Genomic DNA, 22549 nt, shown 5'->3' with positions numbered 1-22549 from the left:
TCTGTCACCGTCCCGAGCCGACCGGTGGCCGGCTGCTCTGTCGTGGCGTGCGGTCCCGCCCGGGGCGGGCCGCCGCCCACCGGTGGTAGATCTCCAGGTGGGTGGTGGCCGCCGTGTCGATGGCGAAGGCGCTCTGGAAGAACCGTTCGGCGGCCACCGCGGGGGCGGTCGACGCGGTGTACGCCGCCGCCCGGCCCACCGCCCGTGCCCACACCTGCGGCGGGGCGTCGACCCCGACGACGGTCACGCCGGGCAGCCGCTCGTCGATGAAACGCACGCCGGGCAGGTCGGCGGCGACCGTGCCGACGCCCAACGCGACGGGCTCCAGCACTCCCCCGGGCAGCCCCTCCAGGCAGGACGGGTGGACGACGACGTCGGCCTGCCGCAGCAGCCCGCCCACGTCGTCGCGGGGGCCCAGCAGGTGCACCCGGTCGCCCAGCCCGACGGCGTCCGCCGCCGCGCGGACCCGCTCGTCGTCGGCCGGGTCACCCGGCCCGACGAGCACCGCGTGCGCGGACACGCCCCGGTCGCGCAGCGCGGCCAGGATCGGCGGGAGCAGCCAGCGGCGTTTCTCGGGTGAGGCCCGGCCCACGGTCACGCAGACCAGGTCGGCCGGTCCCGCGCCGATCAGGGCCCGCAGGTCGTCGGGGCTGGGGCGACGGAGCCGGTCGAGGTCGAGCCCGTTGAGCACCACCCGGCACCGGTGGTCGGCACGCCAGCCCGGGTGGTAACCGAACGTCAGCGAGCTGGGCGAGACACCGAGGATGTCGGTGGCGCAGACCCGCAGCAGCCGCCCGCAGACCCACCGGTAGACCCGGCGGCGCAGGGTGCGAGTCGCGTTGTCGTCGCCCCGGAAGTGCGCGACCCGTCCGGGTACGCCGCGCAGCGCGGCCAGCGCGAGCGGCACCCCCGAGAAGTTGGCGCAGTCGGCGTGCACCACGTCCGGGCGCAGCCGCCCGAGCAGCCGCAGGAACCGCAGCGGGAAGCGCGGGTCGAGGGGGATCGCGGTGACGCTGCCGCCGTGCCGGGCGACCACGTCGGCCAGCGGCCCCGGGCCGACCCGGTCGCTGAGCGTCACCACGTGCAGGTCGACGCCGCCGGCCGCGAGCCGGGGCAGCAGTTCGGCGGTACGCATCTCGGTGCCGCCGAAGTTCAGCTCACCGACGACCCGCAGCACCCGCAGCCGGCCGGTCACGACGGACCGCACCGGGCCAGCGCCCGCCGGTAGCCCACCAGCGCGGCCGGCACCATGGTCGACAGGTACGCGACGCAGGCCGCCGCCGGCAGCCCGGCCAGGCCGAACTGGCGCAGCCCCCAGACCTTGAGCACGGTGGCCAGCACCAGGAACGCCGCCCATCCGACGAACTGCGGCCGGAGCAGGCCGATGCTGTTCTGCACCATGATCAGCGGGGAGGTGACCGCGACCAGCAGCGACCAGCCGGCCAGTCCGACGAGGACGGGTAGCCGGATCGTCGACCGGTCGACGGACCCGAGCCAGAGCGCGATCAACCGGTGGCCGGTCACGACCAGCGTCAACCCGACCGAGCCCACCACCACCCCGTAGAGCAGCACCATGCGCCGGGTGTTGCGGCGCACCCAGTCCACCTCGCCCCGGGCGAGGGCGGCGCCGTTGACCGGCCAGACCGTCATGCCCACCAGCCCGACGAAGACCCACAGCACGCCGAACAGCTTTCCCACGACCGCGTAGTGCGCCGCCGCCGCGAGCCCCAGCACGTTGGCGACCAGCGGGTTGTCCACGTTCAGCGCGATCGACGACATCGTGGTGAGCACGAAGAACCGCACGCCCAGCCGGAGCAGGCCGGCGACGGTGTCGCGGTGCACGAGTCGCGGCCCCGGCCGGTGCGCCTGAGGGCAGGACCAGAAGTAGGTGACGGTGTTGAGCAGGTTGGTCACCGGCACCGCCAGCACCGCACCGGCGACGACCACCAGCGGTGGCCAGCCGGCGGTGATGGCGACGAGCACCACGGCCAGGGCGGCCAGGGCTCCGGCCGACTGCCAGGCGTTGCTCTGCACCATCTGGCCACGGGCGTACTGCACCCGCTGGACCAGCGAGAGCGGGATGTTGACCACGAAGGCGCCGAAGCAGATCAGGACCAGGGTGGGGGTCTGCGCGGCGACGCCCGGGTCACCGACGGCGAACAGCTCCACCCAGGGCACCACCGGCGTCACCACCAGCAGGGCGGTCAGCAGCAGCACCGCGACCACGCCCAGGGTGGCGATCGCGCCGGAGATCTCCCGGGCCTGTTGGCGGGGGTCGTCGGCCAGTTGGCCGAGCCGGGTGAGCAGCCCGTTGCCCAGCCCCAGGTCGGCGAACCAGGCCATTCCGGTGAGCGCGGTGATCGCCATCCACAGGCCGTACCGCTGCTCACCGAGGTACCGGAAGCAGGCGGGGGTCAGCACCAGCGGCGCGGCCAGGCCGATCCCCTTGGCCACCATCGCGGTGGCGATGCCCACCGTGACGGTACGGTCCCGGCCCGGCCCCGACGCCGGGAAACCGACCGGCAGCGCGGCGGTGGCCGTCGTGGCGGTGGCCGTCGTGGCGGTCGCCGTCGTGGCGGTGTCGACGGTCGTGGCGGTCGCCGTCGTGGCTTCGGCCTTGGCGGCTCCGGTCGTCGTGGCGGTGGGGGCCGTGCCGGCGGTGGCCCGGCCCACGGCCCGGGTCACCGGTGGGTGGCGGGGGCGACGGCCAGCCGCTCGGCCAGCCACTCGGCCGTGGCCCGCAGCCCCTGCCGGCGGGCCACCGGGGTGACGTCCGGGAACAACTCCCGCAGGGCGGTGTTGTCGGCGAGCGAGTGCGGAACGTCCCCGGTACGCGGTGCCACGTGCTCCCGGGCGATCGGCCGGCCGAACAGCTCCTCCAACTCGTCGAGGACCTGGAGCAGGCTGGCCCGCGCGCCGAAGGCGAGGTTGACCGGATGCGGGTGGTGCACCCGGCGGCGCAGCGCGTCGAGGATCACCTCGCAGACCGTGCCCACGTAGGTGAAGTCGCGGGACTGGGTGCCGTCGCCGTGCACCTCGACCGGCTCGCCGCGCAGGGCGGCGTGGGTGAACCGGGGGATGACTGCCGCGTACGGGTGGTCGTGGCGCTGCCCGGGGCCGAACACGTTGAAGAACCGGAACGCCAGCGTGGGCAGCCCGAACGACGCCTGGTGGGCCAGCGCGTACGCCTCGGTGGCGAGCTTGCTGGCCGCGTACGGGCTCATGGGCCGGGTCCAGGTCAGCTCCGCCTTGGGCAGTGCCGGGTTCATCCCGTACACCGACGAGGAGGAGGCGACCAGCACGTGCCCCACGTCGTGCCGGCGGGCCGCCTCCAGCACCATCAGCGTGCCGGTGGCGTTCGCGTGGTGGGAGGCGAGCGGGTCGCGCAGCGACCGGGGCACGCTGGGCAGCGCGGCCAGGTGGACCACCGCCTCCCGGCCCGCCATCGCCGCGTCCAGGGCCGCCGGGTCCAGGATCGACCCCTCGACGAGGTCGACGTCCAGCCCGGCGAGGTTGCCGCGCAACCCCACCGAGAAGTCGTCGAGGACGCTGACCTCCTTGACGGCCGGCTCGCCGAGCGCGGCGCGGGCCAGGTTGGCGCCGATGAAACCGGCCCCGCCCGTGATCAGAATGCGCATGAACCACCCCCATGTACGCACATCACCTGTACATCGAGCCGGGACGCGGCACGTTACGGCGGCGGCGCGAAATTCACCCTGCCCACGGCGGGGACGTCGGCCTCCGGGCGGGCCGGCATCCGCCGAACGGCCGACGGTGCTGTCCGGGAGCCGACCGAAAAACGCCGTGAGCTGCGCAAACGCGCACAGTGACTGCATCGTCGTGCGTCGTGGAGGTGGGGGATGCCCGAGCTGATCGTCTACCGGTCCAACGCCCTGATGTCGGTCAGGTCGCGGTTCGACGCCACCCGGGACGTGGTGATGCCGGCCAACCTCGCGTACCCCGAGGGGATGGTCGGCCTGTGGCACTCCGGCCTGCCGCAGGTGAGCCTCGTGCCCTCGACCGCGACCGACGCCCAGGTGTGGCCGGTGATGTCCGCCGTCGGCACCCGCGTCCACGACACCTCCGACGACAACTGCCCGATCAACACCGGCTGGTCCTACGTCGGCGGCAACCACGGCTACAACGTCGGCAACCAGATCGTGGTGGCCAACCACGGCAAGACGACCGCCGACGTGGGGTCGCAGTGGAGCGACGGGACCCGCATCTTCACCCTGCTGGCCGTCACCAACGCCAGCAGCCTGCTGTTCGGCAACCCGTACACCGTGGTGGACGGCATCGCGCAGGGTGCCCGGGTGAAGCCGGCCGGGCCGCTCACCCACGTCTCGGGGGCGACCAACCGGACCACCGTGCCGATCACCGGTCTCACCCCGGACGTGCAGATCCGCCCCGCCACCCACTCGCACACGGTCGCCGTCGAACTCGACGGGCGGCCGGTGCCCGACGGTCGGTCGACGGGCCTGGAACTGGTGATCCGGGAGTCCTACCTCATCCCGTCCTACCAGGGGATGATCGACACGGCGCGGGCGAACGTCGGCACCCCGATCGCCACGATCATGCCCAGGATCCCGTCGCTGTGCCGGATCGCCAACGTCTACCGCTGGTCGCCCGGCGGCGGCCTGCTCGTCACCCAGACGGTGACCGCCCTGACCCGGTTCGCCCTCAACGCGGGCGTCACCCAGTGCGCGCCGCTGACGCCGGTGACGGGCGGGTCCCGCCGGCAGTTCATGCCGAACGTGGGAGTGGCCGGCGGCCTGAACTGGTCGGTCTGGGCCAACATCGACACCCTCGCCGCGCTCACCGACGTCACCCCGGCGGCCCTCGTCGACCGGACGATGCCGGCGGCCGGCATGACCCAGTGGGTGGTCAGCGGCGGCGGCGTGCAGCAGTGGGGTATCGCCGTCGGATTGCTGCCGGTCGCGGACGGGGTGCCGCAGGTCCGCGCCCGCTACACCACCGCCAAGAGCTGGTTCATCAGCTCCAGTCTGAAGAAGAACTACCCGCAACTGGTGTGGGGGCGCACCATGGCCGCCGGGGAGTCGGTGACCGGGACCGCCTACCGCCGCTACCTGGCCCCGCCGTCGACCGCCACCGAACTCGTCGTCTCCACCGGCGACGACGACTTCGTGGTGATCGAACGGGTCGGCACGGTCGCCCAGGCCGAGCTGGCCGCGCCGCAGCTGTTCCACCGGCTGCTGGTCCCGGTGGGCGCGACGAACCTCACCGTGCCCGACCGGGTCACCGTCGCCGGGGTGCCGTACGCCGTGCCGGTCTCCCCCGGGTACGGGACGTGGCGCGCGGACCCCGACGAGGCCCTGCCGCAGCCGCTGCCGGGGGCGTCCGGGGCCCGGGGCGGCTACTTCCTCGTCCGGTCCGGCCCGACGGTGGAGAGCACCTGTACCGGCGCCTACCAGCGGCTGCTGCTGCACCCGTTCTTCCTGGCCGAGCCGACCCCGGTCGACCGGGCGTGCGTGGAGGTGACCCGGGTCGGCACCGGTGTGCTGCGCCACGGCGTGTACGCCCACGACCCGGCCACCGGTCGGCCCGCCCTGCTCGGCCCGGTCGCCGACTTCGGCACCGTGGCCGTCACCACCGTCGGGGTGAAGGAGTCGGTGCTGGGCGCACCCGTCCTGCTGCCGGCCGGCTGGCACTGGTACGGGCAGGTGTGGCAGGTCAGTGGCGGCACCGCGCCCACGGTGCGGGCCGGTGGTGGCGGCTGCGCCACCGTGCTGAACCTGGGTTCGACGGCGGCGGCGATGACCGGCGACCGGTTCGGCTACGAGGTGAGCGCGGTGACCGGCGCGCTGGGGGCGATCACCATCGGTGGGGTGCACGGGTTCCCCCCGCCGCAGGTCGCCTACCGGCGGGCCTGACCCGACGGCCGAGCAGGCGGTCGGGTGATCGGGGCGGGGCGTCGTCGGCGTCAGCCGGTGGGGACGCCGTAGATCCGCTTCATCGCCTCGTGCTTGGCCGGGACGGGCAGGTGCCCGATGCCCAGCGACTTGGCCCGCAGCCGTTCCAGGTACTCGTCGGTGGTGCGCACCGGCCGGGCCGGGACGCCGGCCGCCACGGTGTTGTCCGGGACGTCCCGGGTGACCACCGAACCGGCCCCGATGACGCACCGGTTGCCGATGGTGACACCCGCCAGGATCATCGCGCGCATGCCGATGTAGACGTCGTCGCCGATCGTGATCGGTGCGGTCCAGTCGAGGTCGGGATAGTCCTTGCGGAGGATCAGCGTGCCACCGTCGTGGGTGATGAACTGCACCTCGGAGGTGACGTAGACGTTGTCGCCGATGGTGATCAGCCAGGGTTCCGAGCCGAACATCGCCCGGTTCACCCCGTAGAACCTGACCCGGCCGGTGAGGTTGACCCCCAGGGACCTGACGAACGCCTCGGGGTCGCGGGACGCGGCCAGATGGTCCCGTACGCGCCGGGCCATCGTACGAACACGACTGGGCACTGGCTGTCCTCGATCGCAGGTCAGGTACGGTCACGGGCTGCCGGCACCCGCCAGGTCCGGTCACTGGCACAACGAGCGGGGTACGGCCCCGGTGACGGGTGGCCCCGCCCTCGGCGGTCAGCGGCAGAACTGGCGGGCGTGTTCCAGCACGTTCAGTTCCCGGTGCCGCTGCCGCCAGTGCCGGTAGCGCCGCCCGGCGGTGTGCTTGGCCTCGGCGCGTTCGACGGGTGTCCGGTCGGCGAGCAGGTCGAGGGCCCGGCTGAGGCCGGCCGCCGTCGCCGGCCGGACCACCATCCCGCCGGTGTCGGCGATCAGGTCGCTGAACGGCGTGTTGTCCGAGCAGACGACCGGGCAGCCCGAGGCCAGGCTCTCCAGGATCACGTGGCCGAAGTTCTCGCCGAGGGTGGGGAAGAGGAAGGCGTCGTACCGGCTGAACGTCGGCATGACGTCCGCCGCCACGAGTTCGCCGAGGTAGCGGACCCGGACGTGCCCCGGCATGGCCGCGATGAGCCGTCGGCAGCGCGACCAGTAGTGCGGGTCCTCCACCGGGCCGAAGATGTCGAACTCCACCGGCCGGGTCGTGCCGGCCACCGCCTCCAGGGCGGTGGACAGGTTCTTCATCGGCGAGATCCGGCCGACGAAGACCAACCGCAGCGGGCCGTCGTGCGCGACGACCGGTGGGGGCGGGTCCGCCGGGATGGGGCTCTCGTTGCCGTTCACCATCACCTGCGCCCACGGCAGGTTGGCCCGGATCTGCCGCTCCTCCAGCACGCTGCACGCCTGCCAGCGCACCCGCAGCCTGCGCAGCAGCGGTGCCCACAGCGCCAGGAAGATCCGCTTCTTGGCCGACCTGATCGCCAGGGCGCCGGGCGACAGCTCGCCGCGCGGGGCGACCAGGACGGCCCCGACCCGGACCAGGCGCAACGCCACCGCCAGGATCGCCAGCACCGAGAACAACGACCAGATGCTGTTGACGTAGAGCAGGTCGACCGGACGGGCCCGGACGTGGCGGACCAGCCGGACCCAGTGCCGGGGCGCCCACGGGTTCAGGTAGAAGACGGCGGACCGCCCGTCGCGTCGCAGCAGCGTTCCGGACAGACCGGGGTACGGTGCTGACGAGCCGAGATCCCGGTCCCGGGTGATCAGGGTGACGTCGAGATCCCCCGGCAGGGTGTCCAGGATGAACCGCAGCGAGCGGATCGGGCCGCCGCCCCGGAAGCCCGGCTCGAACACCCCCGCGGTCGCGACCACCCGGTAGGTGCCCACGGACCGTCGTGGCGTGCCGGCGACGTCCAGGGAGGGCAGCCTTGTCAACTTGTTCACCATCGGTCCACCTTCACCGTGCCGCCCGAGAGGCGGCGTCCCGTAGGGATGTCGACACCGCACGGACCGTGGCCGCAGGGCCCGGTCCGAACGGGAGGTCGCAGTCGAGGGGAAGGGTGCGTCCACGGGCCGTGGACTCGACCCGTACCGCCGTTCACGCCGGACACGCACCGGCGGTGCGGTGCGGGCGTGGCGGGCGGAGCGCGACCGGCGCTCCCCGTGGCCGAGGGGGCAACGGTTGACGACCGACGTAGTGATCGTAGGCGCGGGCGGGATGGGCAGGGAGATGTTCGGGGTAATTCGGCTGCTCAACGCCCGCGCGGCAGGCACGCGGCCGTGGCGGGTCCTCGGCTTCGTCGACGACTACCCGACCGGGGAGAACGTGGCCCGGGTACGCCGGCTCGGTGTCCCCTTCCTCGGCCCCACCCGCTGGCTCGCCGGTGGCCCGGCGGGCCTGACGGTGGCGCTGGGCGTCGGGCACCCCCGGCTGCGCCGCGAGACCGACCGGGCCCTCGCCCGGTACGGCCTGCCCGCCGCCACGGTGGTGCACCCGGCTGCCGAGATCGGGCCGGACTGCGTCGTCGGGGAGGGGCTGTTCGCGGCCGGCGGGGCCCGGGTGACGACGAACGTGGTGCTGGGCCGCCAGGTGCACCTCAACCAGAACTGCACCGTGGGGCACGACAGCGTGCTCGGCGACCACGTCTCGGTCAATCCGCTCGCCGCGGTTTCCGGCTACTGCCGGCTGGACGAGGGCGTCATGGTGGGCACCACCGCCGCCGTCCTGCCGGGACTGCGGGTCGGTCGGGACGCCGTGGTGGGCGCGGGCGCGTGCGTCACCCGGGACGTCCCGGCGGGCACGGTGGTCACCGGGGTGCCCGCCCGGCCGGTGCCGGGGTCAGCGGCGGATGCCCGCCCAGTCGTGGTGCCGGCGCACGGTCGACAGGATGAAGTCGACCACCCGGCGTGAGGTGTCCGGGACCCGGTAGTCCGGCGGGCAGTCGACCGGACCGGCCGCCACCTGGTCGACCACCACCCGTACCCCCTCCACCACGCCGGCCGGGTCGAGGCCGGTCATCACGATCGCCCCGGTGTCCAGCGCCTCGGGGCGCTCGATGGACTCCCGCAGGGTCACCGCCGGGAAGCCCAGGATCGCCGCCTCCTCGCTGACGGTGCCGCTGTCGGACAGCGTGCACCGGGCGTGCCGTTGCAGGGTCACGTAGTCGAAGAAGCCGAACGGTTCGTGGAAGGTGATGCCGTCCAGGAGCGTGCCGTCGACGGCGAGCACCTCCAGCCGCTTGCGGGTACGCGGGTGGGTGGAGACCAGCAGCGGCAGCCGCCACTCGTCGCGTACCGCGCACAGGCAGTCGAGCAGCCGGCGGAGCCGGTCCGGGTGGTCGACGTTCTCCTCGCGGTGGGCGCTGACGACGAAGTAGCCGCCCGGTTCGAGGGCGAGCTGCGCCAGGATGGTGGACCGTTCGATCTGTGGCCGGTAGTGGTCGAGCACCTCCCGCATGGGTGAGCCGGTGTGCAGGATGCGGCGGGGGTGCAGGCCCTCGGCGAGCAGGTTGCGCCGGGCGTGCTCGGAGTAGACCAGGTTGAAGTCGGCGACGTGGTCGACCAGCCGCCGGTTGGTCTCCTCCGGCACGTTCAGGTCGAAGCAGCGGTTGCCCGCCTCCATGTGGTAGACGGGCACCTTCATCCGCCGGGCCATCAGCGCCGCGATGGCGCTGTTGGTGTCACCGAGCACCAGCAGCGCGTCCGGCCGCAGCTCGCCGATCGCCTTCTCGGTGCCGACCAGCACCGCGCCGAGCAGGCTGCCGAGCGACCGGGTGTCGGCCCGCAGGAAGCGGTCGGGCGGGCGTACGCCCAGCTCGGTGAAGAAGATGTCGGACAGCGCCGGGTCCCAGTTCTGTCCCGTGTGCACCAACGTGTGCTCCACGGTGCGGTCCAGCGTGTCGATCACCCGGGCCAGGCGGATGATCTCCGGCCTGGTCCCGACGACGGTCATCACCCGGGTCACGGACGCCTCCTCGTGGTTGGTCTCGGTGGTTGCGGGCACCGCCGGCCGGACGGGTCGGCGGTGGTCACGACGTCCGGCCCTGCGGGGGCACCCGGTGCGGCGGTTCGTCGACCGCCTGCCACGCCTGGTCGAGCACGCTGACCCGGGGCCGGCTGAGCCGCCACCGGCGGTAGGCCTCCCCCGCGCTGAGCCGTGCCGCGCGCCGCTGGGCGGGCGGGGCGGTGGCGACCCGGGTGAGCAGTTCGCCCAGCGCCGCCGGGGTCAGCTCGGTGAGCACCTGCCCGCCGCCGTCGTGCAGCACGGACGTCCACGGCGTCCGGTCCGAACAGATCACCGGGCAGTACGCCGCGAGGCTCTCCGCGATGGCGTTGCCGAAGTTCTCGCCCCGGGTCGGCAGGACGGACGCGTCGTACCGGGCGAACGTCGGGCCGACCTGCCCGGGGGGCAGCTCACCCCGGTAGTTGACCACCGACGGGTCCGGCAGGGCCGCCCACAGTTCCTGGCACCGTTGCCAGTACCTCGGGTCCTCGACCGGGCCGTAGACGTCCAGCCGGACCGGGGCCCGGACGTGGGCGAGCGCGGCGAGCACCAGGTCGAGGTTCTTCATCGGGGAGATCCGGCTGATGAAGACCAGCCGGGTGTGGTCGGCGGGCGGCAGTTCGGCCGGGGCGGGGTACGGCTCGGGGCCGGGGGCGATCGCCACCACCCCGATGCGGGCCCGGGGCAGCACCCGGAGGATGTCGGCGACCTCCTGCGGCCCGGTGGCGTGCCACAGCACCCGGGGTCCCCGCAGCATCCACCGCCAGCCGGCCAGGAACACCCGTTTGCGCAGCCGGTGCAGGCCGAGGGCGGCCGCGCCGAACTCGCCCCGGGGGGCCACCAGGATGCGCTCGGCCCGCAGCAGGCCGAGCCGGGCCGCGACGATGGGCAGGATCGAGAAGACCGACCAGACGCTGTTGACGTAGAGCAGGTCGAACCGGGCCGAGCGCAGCGAGCGCCAGAGCGTCCGCCAGTGCGCCGGGTGCCGTGGGCCGAGATAGAAGATGTCCGTGCGGCCCCGGCGTACCCAGGTGCCGGACAGGCCGGGATAGGCAGCGGGGCAGCCGAGGTCGCGGTCGCGGGTCAGCAGGACGGTGGAGACCCCGGCGCTCGCCGTGTCGAGCACGTCGGAGAGGGAACGGACGGGTCCTCCGGCGCGCCAGCCGGGGCTGAAGTAGCCGGCCGTGACGAGGACCCGGAAACTGTTCCCGCCGGCTTCGGCCAACCGTTCGTCGACTTCCGTCGCGGGGCTGGTGTCGCCGGCCATCCTCGCTCCTCGCTGAAGACACGAAACTGAGTGGCTCAACGAGCGGAGACGCTTTTCGTGACTGCGTTGCGCAATTATCGCGAAGCTGTCGAACATTAGCCGTGAAACCCGCAGGCAGCAGGGTGCGAGCCGGTATAAGGAAGTCGACGGAAACACATCTGACCCGCCCCGAGAGGACCCCCATGTCGCGAGTGGCACTCATATCCGGCACCACCGGTCAGGACGGTAGTTATCTGTCCGAGTTCCTCCTCGACAAGGGCTACACGGTGCACGGGATAAAGCGAAGGTCGTCCTCGTTCAACACCGAACGGATCGACCGGGTCGACGTCCATCCCCGCGACGGCGAGGCCCGGCTGTTCCTCCACTACAGCGACCTGTCCGACCCGGCGTCGTTGACCGCGCTGATCCGCGACATCCGGCCGGACGAGATCTACAACCTCGGCGCGCAGAGCCACGTCCGCGTCTCCTTCGACATCCCCGGCTACACCGCCGACGTCACCGGGCTCGGCGCCCTGCGGATGTTGGAGGCGGCCCGGGCGGCCGACGTCGACTGCCGCTTCTACCAGGCGTCCTCGTCGGAGATGTTCGGTTCCGCCCCGCCCCCGCAACGCGAGCAGACCCCGTTCCACCCCCGCAGCCCGTACGCGTGCGCCAAGGTCTACGCCTACTGGACGGCGGTCAACTACCGCGAGTCGTGGGACATGTTCTGCGTCAACGGCATCCTGTTCAACCACGAGAGCCCCCGGCGGGGCGAGAACTTCGTCACCCGCAAGATCACCCGTGCGGTCGCCCGGATCGAGGCCGGCATCCAGGACAAGCTCTACCTGGGCAACCTCGACGCCGTCCGGGACTGGGGCTACGCCCCGGAGTACGTCGAGGCCATGTGGCTGTCCCTGCAACAGGACACCCCCGACGACTACGTGGTGGCCACCGGCGAGGGGCACTCGGTGCGGGAGTTCGTCGAGGCCGCCTTCGACCGGGTCGGGCTCGACTGGCAACGGTACGTCGAGATCGACCCCCGCTACTTCCGCCCGGCCGAGGTCGACGCGCTCATCGGCGACTACACCAAGGCCCGCAGGCGGCTGGGCTGGGCGCCCAAGACCCTCTTCGGTGACCTGGTACGGATCATGGTGGACGCCGACCGGCAACTGTTGGAGGACGAGCGGATGGGGCGCCTGGTGCGGGTGGACCGATGAGGATCACCGTCGAGGCCACCCCCATCCGGCCGGGCCACGCCGCCGGCGTCGAGGCGTTCACCTACGGCCTGCTCACCGGCATGGCCGCCGACACGTCCTGCGAGCTGCGGGTGAACGTCCTGCGGGGCACCCTCGACCGGTGGCGCGGCCGGGTGCCCGCCGACCGGCTCGGCTGGGCCGAGGTCACCCAGCCGCTGCGCTCGGACACCGCCGGCGGGCAGCTGCTGCGCCGGTGGACACCGACCCGGGTCCGCGACTCGGTCGCCGTACGCCGGGCGGTCAACGCGGTCCGGCAGCGTTCGGTGCCCCGGCAGCGCGGCGCGGACGTCACGCTCCACCCGTTCCACAGCGCCCCGATCGGCCCCGGCCCGTCCGTCGTCGTCGTGCACGACCTGCGGCACCTGCGGGCCGCCTTCCACTCCCCCGGCTTCGCCGCGGTGGTCCGGGAGAACGTGGCCCGCGCCGACGCCGTGGTGGTCACCTGGCCGCACCCGTACCGGGAGGCGCTGCGGCTGTTCCCCGAGGCGGCGGAGCGGACCGCGCTCATCCCCACCCCGACGTTCCAACCCGCGCCCGACCGCGCCACCGCGCACCCCGAACCGGGTCTGCTGCTCTACCCGTCGTCCACCGCGACCCACAAGAACCACGCGACGCTGCTGGAGGCGATGGCGCTGCTCCCGCAGTGCCGGCTGGTCTGCCCCGGGCCGCTGGTCGAGCCGGACGCCAGTCGGCTGCTCGCCCGCGCCGCACAGCCCGACCTGCGCGGTCGGGTCTCCTTCCCCGGGTTCGTCACCCTCGACGAGCTGAACGCCCTCTACGCCCGCGCCGACGCGGTGGTGATCCCGTCGCTGTGGGAGGCGGCGAGCGGTGCCATGCTGGAGGCGTTCAGCTGGGGCCTGCCCGTCGCCTGCGCGGACGCCGAACCGCTGCTGGCACAGTTGGAGTTCACCGGGGCCGAGGCGGCCGTCTTCCGGGCCACCGACCCCGCCTCGCTGGCCGAGGCGGTCTACCGGCTGCTGGCCGACCGGGCGCACTACGCCGCCGCCGCCCGGCACGCCGACGGCCGGCTGGCCACCCGCACCTGGACGGCGACCGGCGGCGACTACCTCGACGTGCTGCGCTGGGTGGCCGACGGCCGGCCCGGACCGATGCCGCGCTCGGCGTTCGCCGCCGAGCTGACCGGGGAGGAACCCTCGTGAGCCTGACCGACGACCGCTATCCGGTGGCCCGTCCGAGCCTGACCGACCTGGAGGAACGGTACGTCGTCGAGGCCGTGCGCAGCGGCTGGGTCTCCTCCCAGGGCCCCTTCCTCACCGACTTCGAGGACCGCTTCGCCCGCCGGTGCGCCACCGGCACGGCGGTCGCCACCGCCAACGGCACGGTCGCCCTGCACCTCGTCCTCGCCGCCGCCGGGATCGGTCCGGGTGACGAGGTCATCGTGCCCGCGCTGACCTACGTGGCGACCGCGAACGCCGTCGCGTACTGCGGGGCGCGGGCGGTCTGCGTGGACGTCCTGCCGCAGAGCTGGTGCGTCGACCCGGCCGCGGTCGCCGCGGCGATCGGGCCACGGACCCGGGCGGTCGTCGCCGTCGACCTGTACGGCCACCCCGCCGACTACCCGGCCCTGCGTGCGCTGTGCCACCGGCACGGCCTGCTCCTGGTCGCCGACGCCGCCGAGTCCTTCGGGGCCACGCTCGACGGGGAGCCGACCGGTTCCCTGGCCGACGCCACGACCTTCTCGTTCTTCGGCAACAAGGTGATCACCGCCGGCGAGGGCGGCTGTGTGACCACCTCCGACGCCGCGCTGGCCGAGCGGATGCGGCTGCTGCGCAACCAGGGCATGGACCCGCGGCGGCGGTACTACTTCCCGGTGCTGGGCTACAACTACCGGATGACGAACCTGTCCGCCGCGCTGCTCTGCGCCCAGCTCGACCGGGCCGACGAGATCGTCGCCCGGCGGGACGCGGTGGTCGCCGGCTACGAGGCGCAGCTCGCCGACGAGCCGGCGCTGTCGGCCCAGCCGGTGCTGGCCGGCGTCCGCCGCGCGCCGTGGATGGCCTGTTTCCTGGTCGGGCCCGCCGGGGACGCCACCTCCCGGGACGCGCTGGCGCTGGCGCTGGACCGGCTCGGCGTGGAGACCCGGCCCTTCTTCGTGCCGATCCCCGAGCTGCCCGCCCACCACGATCCGGCGGCGCACTGCCCGGTGACCGCCGACCTGAGCCGGCGGGGCATCAACCTGCCCACGTATCCGGAGCTGACCGAGCCGGGGGTCAAGACGGTGGTGGAACGCGTCCGCGCCGCGCTGGCGGCCGTCGGCTGAGCGGTCGTCCCGGCCGACGCCATCCGGTCCCGCCCCCGATCAGCCCATGGGCGGGACCGGATGGCGTCGACGGTGTGCCGGCGGGTAGGACCGGGCATCCCACCGGTGGGCCGGCGTGTGCCCGGCCACCCGCCGCAGCAGCAGCAGGTAGCTGCCCGCCCAGGCGACCGCGCTGACCAGGGCCAACGCCGCGAGAGCGCCCGCCGCGCCGACCGCCCCACCCAGGACCGCCGCACCGACGACCACCGGCACCCGCAGCCCGCCCAGCAGGACACCGAGCAGGATCGCCCGGCGACTCGCCTGCTCCACCCGCAGCCCGGCGAAGCCGACGGCGGCCGGCACCGCGAACAGGCTCTCCAGCGCCAGCAGCACCAGCAGGCTACGGGCCGGTTCCCAGTTGCCGCCGAGCAGCATCCTGCCCAGCGGGTCGGGCAGCAGGGCGACCGCCGCCGTCATCGGCAGGACACCGACGGCCACCAGCAGCGAGACCCGCACGGCCGCCCGGGACCGGACCGAGCGGGACGCGGTACGGGTGCGGGCCAGGTAGGGCAGGGTCAGCGTGGCCGCGGTGGACAGGAGCAGATTCACCGGCCCCAGCAGGGTCCGCCCGGCGCTCAACGCGCCGACCACCGGGGTGCCCGCGAAGGCGGCCACCGCGCTGAGAGACACCTGCGCCGACCCGGTGGTGAGCAGGAACTGCGTACCGAATCCCAGCGCGACCCGGCGCTGCGCCCGGTCGACGTACCAGCCGGGCCGCAGGACGTAGCCGCGCCGGACCGCGACGACCACGCCCACCACGCCGCCGCCGACCGCCCAGCCGGCCACCACCCACGGCGCGTCGACCAGGCCGAGCAGGCCGGCCAGCGCGGCGCAGCCGGTGACCGCCCCCCAGGTCGCCTCCTGCCACAGCGCGCCCGACGGGACGCCGAGCCCGACGGCGACCGCCTTCGCGTGGTCGTAGAGCACCAGGCCCGGCAGGGCGAGGCCCACCCCGACCAGATAGGGCGACCCGTAGGCCACCCCGGCGGCACCGACCGGGCCACCGCAGAGCACGCCGAGCAGGACGACCCGGCGGGTGGCCGAGGGGACGCCCGTCCCCGCCGCCAGCGTCGCCTCGGTCACCATGCTGCGCGCCAGCCCGGAGCCGAGCACGTAACACGAGAAGGCCAGCGCGAACTCGCCCACCCCGCCGATCGACTCCAGCCGGGTGACGGTGACCGCCACCAACAGGTTGCCCCCGCTGGACAGCCCCCCGACGACCAGCGCGAGCAGGGCGCGGCGGCCGGACCGGGGGCGGTCCGCGGCGGCACCGCGTCCGGTCACCGGAGCCCCGGCCCGGACGCTCACCGGACCCGCCCACCGGCGAGGTCGGCCGGTCGCCCCCGGATCACTCCGGACTGCCCGCCGGGCGGGGGATGCGGCGGGTGGACCGGGCGGCGATGGTGCGGGTCAGCCACAGCAGGAAGAAGACCGTCATCGCCGACACCACGTGTTGCAGGAAACCGATGGTCGAGTCGGGGTAGGTCCCGGACCAGAGCAGCACGTCGGAGCAGACCAGGCAGAACAGGCTCAACCTGGCCGGGCCGGGGCGGCCCCGCCAGCGCAGCAGCAACGCCACGAACCCGGCCCAGAAGGCGTGTACGGCCACCACCCCGACGGGACCGTCGAAGAACCAGATGTTGCCCAGCAGCAGGAAGTTGGAGGCGGACGTCGGCCCGCCGCCGAGGAACTGGTTGATCTGCTGTCCCGTCGACAGGGCCGGCCGGTCCGGGTCGAGAATCCGGGGCACCAGGCCGTAGCGGAGGTGGTCGGTCAGGTCGGGCTGACCCAGGTCGACCGGAACCTCGATGCCGGCGGCGGCCGTCAACTGCCGGTCCAGCCGCAGCCGGTCCGTCGACGTGACCGCGCTGTCCACCGCGATTCCCTGGTCCTCCCGGATGCCGTTGCGGTACTCGAACATCGACGGCCACAACAGCACCAGCACCACCGTGCCGAGCAGGAGGTGCCGCACCCGGAACACGCCGCACACCACCCCGGCGGCAGCCACGAAGAAACCGAAGGCGATCAGGGGGGCGGTGAGGGCGGTCAGCAGGGTGACGACCACCTGGGTCGCGACGAGCGCGCCGAGCCAGCCGTACAGCTTCGGCCGGGACAACCGCCCGCCCAGGTGGCTGGCGACCAGCAGCGCGAAGCCCAGCGCGCCCCAGCCGGAGAAGAGCTTGGTCAGCGCCGCCATCGGCGCGTCCGGCAGCTCACCGTAGATCTGCGCGACGATGCTGCCCCGGCCGAGGTAGGCACCCAGCAGGTCGGCGGCGATGCTGGTCAGCGTCACCAGCCGGGCCACCGGATAGATGTACGGATACCGGGCGGTCGCCTGCCGCATGCCCTGCCGCCACTGCGGATCGGGCCGCCCGAAGAGCAGGCCGACCGTCTCGACGGTGACGCTGCCCAGCAACGCCAGCCCCAGCAGGGACACGATGAAGCCGGTCTGCGGGTTGCCGTAGAACACCGCCATCGGCAGGATCAGCAGCACGTACGGCGCGAGCAGCAGGAACGTGACCGGATAGCAGCGCAGCAGCCCACCGACGAGTTCCCGCCGGCGTGCCGTCCGGTCACCACCGACCGGACGGGTCACGTGGGGGGCGGGCTGGCCGATCGTCGATCCAGGGTCGGGGGCCACCCTGGACCAGGTCATCAGCTGCTTCCCCCTCGTTTTCGGCCGCCCCCTGCGCAACGAGCCAGCGGGGGTGGCGACACGCTCCCGGGGAGAAAACCCCGGGAACGGGCGCGGACGACTGCGCCCCGCCGGTCACCGTGCGGTGACCGGCGGGGCGCGACGACGTCGTCCGGCTGCTAGCCCAGCACCTCGTCGACCAGGGACTTCGCCTCGTCCTGGATGCGGGCCAGGTGCTCCGGACCCTGGAACGACTCGGCATAGATCTTGTAGACGTCCTCGGTGCCCGAGGGGCGGGCGGCGAACCAGCCCGACTCGGTGGTCACCTTGAGCCCGCCGATCGACGCGCCGTTGCCGGGGGCGCTGGTCAGGGTGGCGGTGATCGGCTCGCCGGCCAGCTCGGTGGCGGTGACCTGCTCCGGGGAGAGCCGACCGAGCACCGCCTTCTGCTCCCGGCTGGCCGGGGCGTCGATCCGGGCGTACGCGGGCGCGCCGAAGCGCTCGGTCAGCGCGGCGTAGTGCTCGCTCGGGGTCCGGCCGGTGGTGGCGATGATCTCGGCAGCGAGCAGGCAGAGCAGGATGCCGTCCTTGTCGGTGGTCCAGGTGCTGCCGTCGCGGCGCAGGAACGACGCCCCGGCGCTCTCCTCGCCGCCGAAGCCGACCGTGCCGTCGAGCAGCCCGGGGACGAACCATTTGAAGCCGACCGGCACCTCCAGCAGTGGCCGGCCCAGGTCGGCGGCGATCCGGTCGATCATCGAGGAGGAGACCAGGGTCTTGCCGACGGCCGCCGCCGGACCCCACTGCGACCGGGTACGGAACAGGTGCCCGATCGCCACCGCCAGGTAGTGGTTGGGGTTCATCAGGCCCCCGTCGGGGGTGACGATGCCGTGCCGGTCGGCGTCGGCGTCGTTGCCGGTGGAGACCTGGAACCGGTCCCGGGCGGCGATCAGCGACGCCATCGCGTTGGGCGACGAGCAGTCCATCCTGATCTTGCCGTCGCCGTCGAGGGTCATGAACCGCCAGGTCGGGTCGACCAGCGGGTTGATCACGGTGAGGTCGAGGCGGTGCCGCTGCGCGATCTCGCCCCAGTAGGCGACGCTGGCCCCGCCGAGCGGGTCGGCACCGATCCGCACCCCGGCGTCGCGGATCGCGTCGATGTCGAGCACCGACGGCAGGTCGTCGACGTAGCCGGCGAGGAAGTCGTAGGTGCCGGTGGTGTCGGCGGCGCGCGCCCGCGCGTACGGGATGCGTCTGACCTCCTTGAGCCCGGCGGCCAGGATCGCGTTCGCCCGGTCCTGGATCCACCTCGTGACGTCGGTGTCGGCGGGCCCGCCGTTGGTCGGGTTGTACTTGAAGCCACCGTCGTCGGGCGGGTTGTGCGAGGGGGTGATCACGATGCCGTCGGCGAGCCCGTCGGTGCGCCCCCGGTTGTGGGTGAGCACGGCGTGCGACAGCGCCGGGGTGGGGGTGTAGCCGTCACGGCTGTCCCGCAGCACGGTCACCCCGTTGCCGGCGAGCACCTCCAGCGCGTCGGCCTCGGCGGGGGCGGACAGCGCGTGGGTGTCCCGGGCCAGGAAGAGCGGCCCGGTCAGACCCTGCTTGCGGCGGTAGTCGCAGAGCGCCTGGGTGACGGCGAGGATGTGGTCGGAGTTGAACGCGTTGCGCAGGCTGGACCCCCGGTGGCCGGAGGTGCCGAAGGAGACCTGCTGCGCCGGGTCGTCCGGGTCCGGGTGCTCCGCGTAGTAGGCGGTCACCAGCTGGGGCACGTCGACCAGGTCGGCGGGCTCGGCGGGCTGTCCGGCACGGGGGTGGGCCACTGCGGAAACCTCCTCGGGTGGTACGGGGCGGGTGCGCTGTCTTCCCCGGTGGTGGCCGGGTCACACACCCGGGCTCAGGGCTCGACGCGCTGCCCCTTGCCGATGACGACGACGCCGTTGTCGGAGACCGTGTAGCGCTGCCGGTCCTTCTCCAGGTCGACCCCGATCTCGGCGCCCTCGGGCACGAAGACGTTCTTGTCGAGGATGGCCCGGCGGACCACCGCGTGCCGGCCGATCTCGACGCCCTCCATCAGCACCGCGCCGTCGACCTGCGCCCAGGAGTGCACCTTGACCTTGGGCGAGACCACCGAGTTCTCCACCAGCGAGCCGGAGATCACCGCGCCGGGCGAGATCATCGAGCCGACCGCCCGACCGACCCGCTCGCCCCACTGGTGGACGAACTTCGCCGGCGGGTACGGCGGCTGGTCGGTGTAGATGGGCCAGTCGAAGTTGTAGAGGTTGAACACCGGGTGCACGTTGATCAGATCCATGTGCGCGTCGTAGAACGAGTCGAGCGTCCCCACGTCCCGCCAGTAGCCCCGGTCCCGGTCGGTGCTGCCGGGCACCTCGTTGTCCTTGAAGTCGTAGACGTTGGCCTCGCCCCGCTCGACGAGCATCGGGATGATGCTGCCGCCCATGTCGTGCTTGCTGGTCTTGTCGGCCGCGTCCCGCTCGACGACCTCGCAGAGCGCCCGGGTGGAGAAGACGTAGTTGCCCATCGAGGCGTAGATCTCGTCGGGGGCGTCGGGCAGGCCGACCGCGTCGGTGGGCTTCTCCCGGAACGCCCGGATCCGCTTGCCGTCCTCGCCGACCTCGATCACGCCGAACTGGTCGGCCATCGACAGCGGCTGGCGGATGCCGGCGACGGTGACCGCCGCGCCGGAGGCGATGTGGTCGTCGACCATCTGCCTGGGGTCCATCCGGTAGATGTGGTCGGCGCCGAAGACGATCACGTAATCCGGCTGCTCGTCGTTGATCAGGTTGAAGCTCTGGTAGATCGCGTCGGCGGAGCCGGCGAACCACCACGGGCCCCGGCGCTGCTGGGCCGGCACCGGCGTGACGTAGTTGCCGAGCAGCGTCGACATCCGCCACGTCTTGGTGATGTGCCGGTCCAGCGAGTGGGACTTGTACTGGGTCAGCACGACGATCTTGAGAAAGCCGGCGTTCGCCAGATTGGACAGGACGAAATCGACCATGCGGTACATCCCGCCGAACGGGACGGCCGGCTTGGCCCTATCCGCGGTGAGCGGCATGAGGCGCTTGCCCTCTCCGCCGGCCAGGACGATCGCGAGCACCTTGGCAGCCATGACCCGACGCTATCCATACCGCTGCGACTTCACCACTCGTACGGGCACAGTTCCGCGACCGGTGCGCGGCCGGATTCTGCACTAGGGTGCCGGGCATGACCGACTCCGCCCCGCTGCGCGTGGACCTGCTGACCCGCGAGTACCCGCCGGAGGTGTACGGCGGGGCCGGGGTGCACGTCGAGTACCTGGCCCGGGAGCTGCGCCGGCTCGCCGACGTCCGGGTGCACTGCTTCGGCGCGGCCCGCGACGAGCCGGGCGTCACCGCGTACCCCGAGCCCGCCAGCCTGACCGGCGCGAACGCCGCGCTGCGCACCATGGGCGTCGACCTGGCGATGGCCGCCGGGTGCGCCGGCACCGACGTGGTGCACAGCCACACCTGGTACGCCAACCTGGCCGGGCACACCGCCAAGCTGCTGTACGGGGTGCCGCACGTGGTGACCGCGCACAGCCTGGAGCCGTTGCGCCCGTGGAAGGCCGAGCAGCTCGGCGGCGGCTACGCGCTCTCCTCCTGGTGCGAGCGGACGGCGATGGAGTCCGCCGACGCGATCGTCGCGGTCAGCGCCGGGATGCGCCGGGACGTGCTGACCGCCTACCCGGCGGTGAACCCCGACCGGGTGCGGGTGGTCTACAACGGCATCGACACCGCCCAGTACGCCCCCGACCACGGCACCGACGTGCTGGACCGGCTCGGCATCGACCCGGCCCGCCCCAGCGTGGTCTACGTCGGGCGGATCACCAGGCAGAAGGGCCTGCCGTACCTGCTGCGGGCGGCCCGGGAGCTGCCCACCGACACCCAGCTCGTGCTGCTCGCCGGTGCCCCGGACACCCCGGAGATCGCCGCCGAGGTCCAGGAGCTGGTCACCGAGTTGCGGGCCAACCGGTCCGGGGTGGTCTGGGTGGCCGAGATGCTGCCCAAGCCCGAGGTGATCCAGGTGCTCACCCACGCCACGATCTTCGTCTGCCCCTCGGTCTACGAGCCGATGGGCATCGTCAACCTGGAGGCGATGGCCTGCGAGACGGCGGTGGTGGCGACCGCCACCGGCGGCATCCCGGAGGTGGTCGCCGACGGCGAGACCGGGCTGCTGGTGCCGATCGAGCAGGCCGGCGACGGTTCCGGCAACCCGCTGGACCCGGACCGCTTCGTCGCCGACCTCGGCGCGACGATCAACGGGTTGCTGGCCGACCCGAAGCGCACCGAGGCGTTCGGTCTCGCCGGTCGGCAGCGGGCCGTCGAGCACTTCTCCTGGGACGCCATCGCCATCCAGACCCTGGAGCTGTACCGCTCGCTGCGGGCATAGAAGGGGCAGGTCCGCGGCCGGTGCTCAGGGGGCAGCCGCCGCCACTCGTCGCCGGCCACCAGCCGCTCATGGCGTACCGACGCCGCCGTGACCTCGCCGAGGGCGGCCCCGGTGACCACAGCACCACCGGTCGAGCGCCTGGCCGGTCCGCTACGCCCTCCCCATCCTGGAGCGCGGCTGGATCGTCACCCGACGGCTACCACCCCCAAGAGACCTGTATGCCTGTCAGGCATATTTATGCCTGACAGGCATACAGGTCTCCGACGACAGTGTCGCCAAACGCGGACAGGTTCCATGACCGTCGACGCGCCCTCAGGATCGTCGTCGGAGACGGCACCCCTGCCCGCCGCTCGCACCTACGACGTGCCCGGCTGGCAGAAGGATGCCAGCCGACGCGGCGGCACCGCCGGAGAACGACGGCCAGGACGGACGCCTGCGGTGGGCAGAGCTACGAGCAGGGCCGGACCCAGGCGGTGCTGACCCACCCGTTGGTGTCACCCGAGGCGTTCCACAGCGAGACGTGGTAGCGGCCGTTGGCCTCCTGCGCCGCCCACATCCGGGTGTTGTAGCCGACCGAGTGCGGCCACTTCGTGGTCGACGAGGTGCTGTCCACGAAGACGGACAGGGTGCTGGCGGTGGAGCACTTGCTGTACTGGTAGTAGGCCGCCTGGGCGGCGCCACCGGTCGCCACGGTCGCGCCGAGGCTGGTCAGGGCGGTCGCCGTCAGCAGGGCTACCGTGCGCTTGCCGATCGTGCTCATGGATACCTCCGGGTCGTCGGATGGGTGGGGCGGGGCCGTGCCGTCGT

The 22549-nt window shown here is 73.1% G+C and carries 18 protein-coding genes; 6 read left to right on the top strand and 12 right to left on the bottom strand.

Annotation, left to right across the window (positions count from 1 at the left end):
• Positions 1-4 precede the first annotated feature (4 nt).
• The 3 genes from ACN261_RS18875 to ACN261_RS18865 are packed head-to-tail and all read right to left on the bottom strand — an operon-like array spanning position 5 to position 3638.
• Complete coding sequence (locus ACN261_RS18875) at positions 5-1207, bottom strand: glycosyltransferase (protein WP_421486662.1); 1203 nt, start codon at positions 1205-1207, stop codon at positions 5-7.
• Positions 1192-2685 carry a lipopolysaccharide biosynthesis protein gene (locus ACN261_RS18870; RefSeq protein ID WP_425851332.1) on the bottom strand — a complete coding sequence of 498 codons (1494 nt, stop codon included), beginning with the start codon at positions 2683-2685 and terminating at the stop codon, positions 1192-1194. Before ACN261_RS18870 ends, ACN261_RS18875 begins: the two co-directional genes overlap by 16 nt.
• A complete protein-coding gene (locus ACN261_RS18865; protein WP_421486660.1) occupies positions 2682-3638 on the bottom strand; it encodes an NAD-dependent epimerase/dehydratase family protein in 957 nt (318 codons plus the stop codon). Before ACN261_RS18865 ends, ACN261_RS18870 begins: the two co-directional genes overlap by 4 nt.
• Positions 3639-3860: 222 nt before the next feature.
• Between ACN261_RS18865 and ACN261_RS18860 the strand changes: the two genes are divergently transcribed.
• Positions 3861-5891: a hypothetical protein gene (locus tag ACN261_RS18860; RefSeq protein ID WP_425851330.1), complete on the top strand. Its 2031-nt coding sequence runs from the start codon at positions 3861-3863 to the stop codon at positions 5889-5891.
• A gap of 50 nt (positions 5892-5941) precedes the next feature.
• Here the strand turns inward: ACN261_RS18860 and ACN261_RS18855 are convergent, their stop codons facing one another.
• The gene (locus ACN261_RS18855) at positions 5942-6481 is read right to left on the bottom strand and encodes an acyltransferase (RefSeq protein ID WP_364315399.1); all 540 of its coding nucleotides are present in this window, start codon (positions 6479-6481) and stop codon (positions 5942-5944) included.
• A 117-nt stretch (positions 6482-6598) separates the two neighbouring features.
• Positions 6599-7804: a glycosyltransferase family 4 protein gene (locus tag ACN261_RS18850; RefSeq protein ID WP_425851328.1), complete on the bottom strand. Its 1206-nt coding sequence runs from the start codon at positions 7802-7804 to the stop codon at positions 6599-6601.
• Between the two features lie 181 nt (positions 7805-7985).
• Between ACN261_RS18850 and ACN261_RS18845 the strand changes: the two genes are divergently transcribed.
• Complete coding sequence (locus tag ACN261_RS18845) at positions 7986-8771, top strand: acetyltransferase (protein WP_425851326.1); 786 nt, start codon at positions 7986-7988, stop codon at positions 8769-8771.
• On the opposite strand, the gene wecB is transcribed toward ACN261_RS18845, so the two are convergent.
• Both wecB and ACN261_RS18835 read right to left on the bottom strand, forming a co-directional pair.
• Complete coding sequence (gene wecB, locus ACN261_RS18840; protein WP_425851324.1) at positions 8700-9824, bottom strand: non-hydrolyzing UDP-N-acetylglucosamine 2-epimerase; 1125 nt, start codon at positions 9822-9824, stop codon at positions 8700-8702. The genes ACN261_RS18845 and wecB overlap by 72 nt on opposite strands.
• 64 nt (positions 9825-9888) lie before the next feature.
• Positions 9889-11130 carry a glycosyltransferase family 4 protein gene (locus ACN261_RS18835; RefSeq protein ID WP_425851322.1) on the bottom strand — a complete coding sequence of 414 codons (1242 nt, stop codon included), beginning with the start codon at positions 11128-11130 and terminating at the stop codon, positions 9889-9891.
• A gap of 182 nt (positions 11131-11312) precedes the next feature.
• Between ACN261_RS18835 and gmd the strand changes: the two genes are divergently transcribed.
• The 3 genes from gmd to ACN261_RS18820 are packed head-to-tail and all read left to right on the top strand — an operon-like array spanning position 11313 to position 14646.
• The gene (gmd, locus tag ACN261_RS18830) at positions 11313-12326 is read left to right on the top strand and encodes a GDP-mannose 4,6-dehydratase (RefSeq protein WP_425851320.1); all 1014 of its coding nucleotides are present in this window, start codon (positions 11313-11315) and stop codon (positions 12324-12326) included.
• A complete protein-coding gene (locus tag ACN261_RS18825; protein ID WP_425851318.1) occupies positions 12323-13525 on the top strand; it encodes a glycosyltransferase in 1203 nt (400 codons plus the stop codon). The genes gmd and ACN261_RS18825 overlap by 4 nt, the downstream gene beginning before the upstream one ends.
• On the top strand, positions 13522-14646 hold the full coding sequence (locus tag ACN261_RS18820; protein ID WP_425851316.1) for a DegT/DnrJ/EryC1/StrS family aminotransferase: 1125 nt from the start codon (positions 13522-13524) through the stop codon (positions 14644-14646). The genes ACN261_RS18825 and ACN261_RS18820 overlap by 4 nt, the downstream gene beginning before the upstream one ends.
• 39 nt (positions 14647-14685) lie before the next feature.
• On the opposite strand, the gene ACN261_RS18815 is transcribed toward ACN261_RS18820, so the two are convergent.
• The 4 genes from ACN261_RS18815 to glgC form a co-directional block, all read right to left on the bottom strand.
• On the bottom strand, positions 14686-15969 hold the full coding sequence (locus ACN261_RS18815; protein WP_425851314.1) for a hypothetical protein: 1284 nt from the start codon (positions 15967-15969) through the stop codon (positions 14686-14688).
• A 64-nt stretch (positions 15970-16033) separates the two neighbouring features.
• Positions 16034-17341: a hypothetical protein gene (locus tag ACN261_RS18810; protein WP_425851312.1), complete on the bottom strand. Its 1308-nt coding sequence runs from the start codon at positions 17339-17341 to the stop codon at positions 16034-16036.
• 158 nt (positions 17342-17499) lie between these two features.
• Positions 17500-19137, bottom strand: coding sequence for a phosphoglucomutase (alpha-D-glucose-1,6-bisphosphate-dependent) (gene pgm / locus ACN261_RS18805; protein ID WP_425851311.1), 1638 nt, complete (start codon positions 19135-19137; stop codon positions 17500-17502).
• 74 nt (positions 19138-19211) lie between these two features.
• The gene (gene glgC, locus ACN261_RS18800) at positions 19212-20444 is read right to left on the bottom strand and encodes a glucose-1-phosphate adenylyltransferase (protein WP_421486649.1); all 1233 of its coding nucleotides are present in this window, start codon (positions 20442-20444) and stop codon (positions 19212-19214) included.
• A 95-nt stretch (positions 20445-20539) separates the two neighbouring features.
• Between glgC and glgA the strand changes: the two genes are divergently transcribed.
• Positions 20540-21742 (top strand): glycogen synthase, encoded by a 1203-nt coding sequence (gene glgA / locus ACN261_RS18795; protein WP_421486648.1) that lies wholly within the window; start codon positions 20540-20542, stop codon positions 21740-21742.
• A gap of 448 nt (positions 21743-22190) precedes the next feature.
• Here glgA and ACN261_RS18790 read toward each other — a convergent pair whose 3' ends face one another.
• Positions 22191-22502, bottom strand: a complete 312-nt coding sequence (locus tag ACN261_RS18790; RefSeq protein ID WP_421486647.1) for a hypothetical protein — start codon at positions 22500-22502, stop codon at positions 22191-22193.
• Positions 22503-22549 lie beyond the last annotated feature (47 nt).

It is taken from the genome of Micromonospora sp. WMMD723 (assembly GCF_049863385.1).
GTDB lineage: Bacteria > Actinomycetota > Actinomycetes > Mycobacteriales > Micromonosporaceae > Micromonospora > Micromonospora wenchangensis.
The sequence above is the reverse complement of the archived record's forward strand: the minus strand, read 5'-3'. Positions and strand labels throughout refer to the sequence as shown.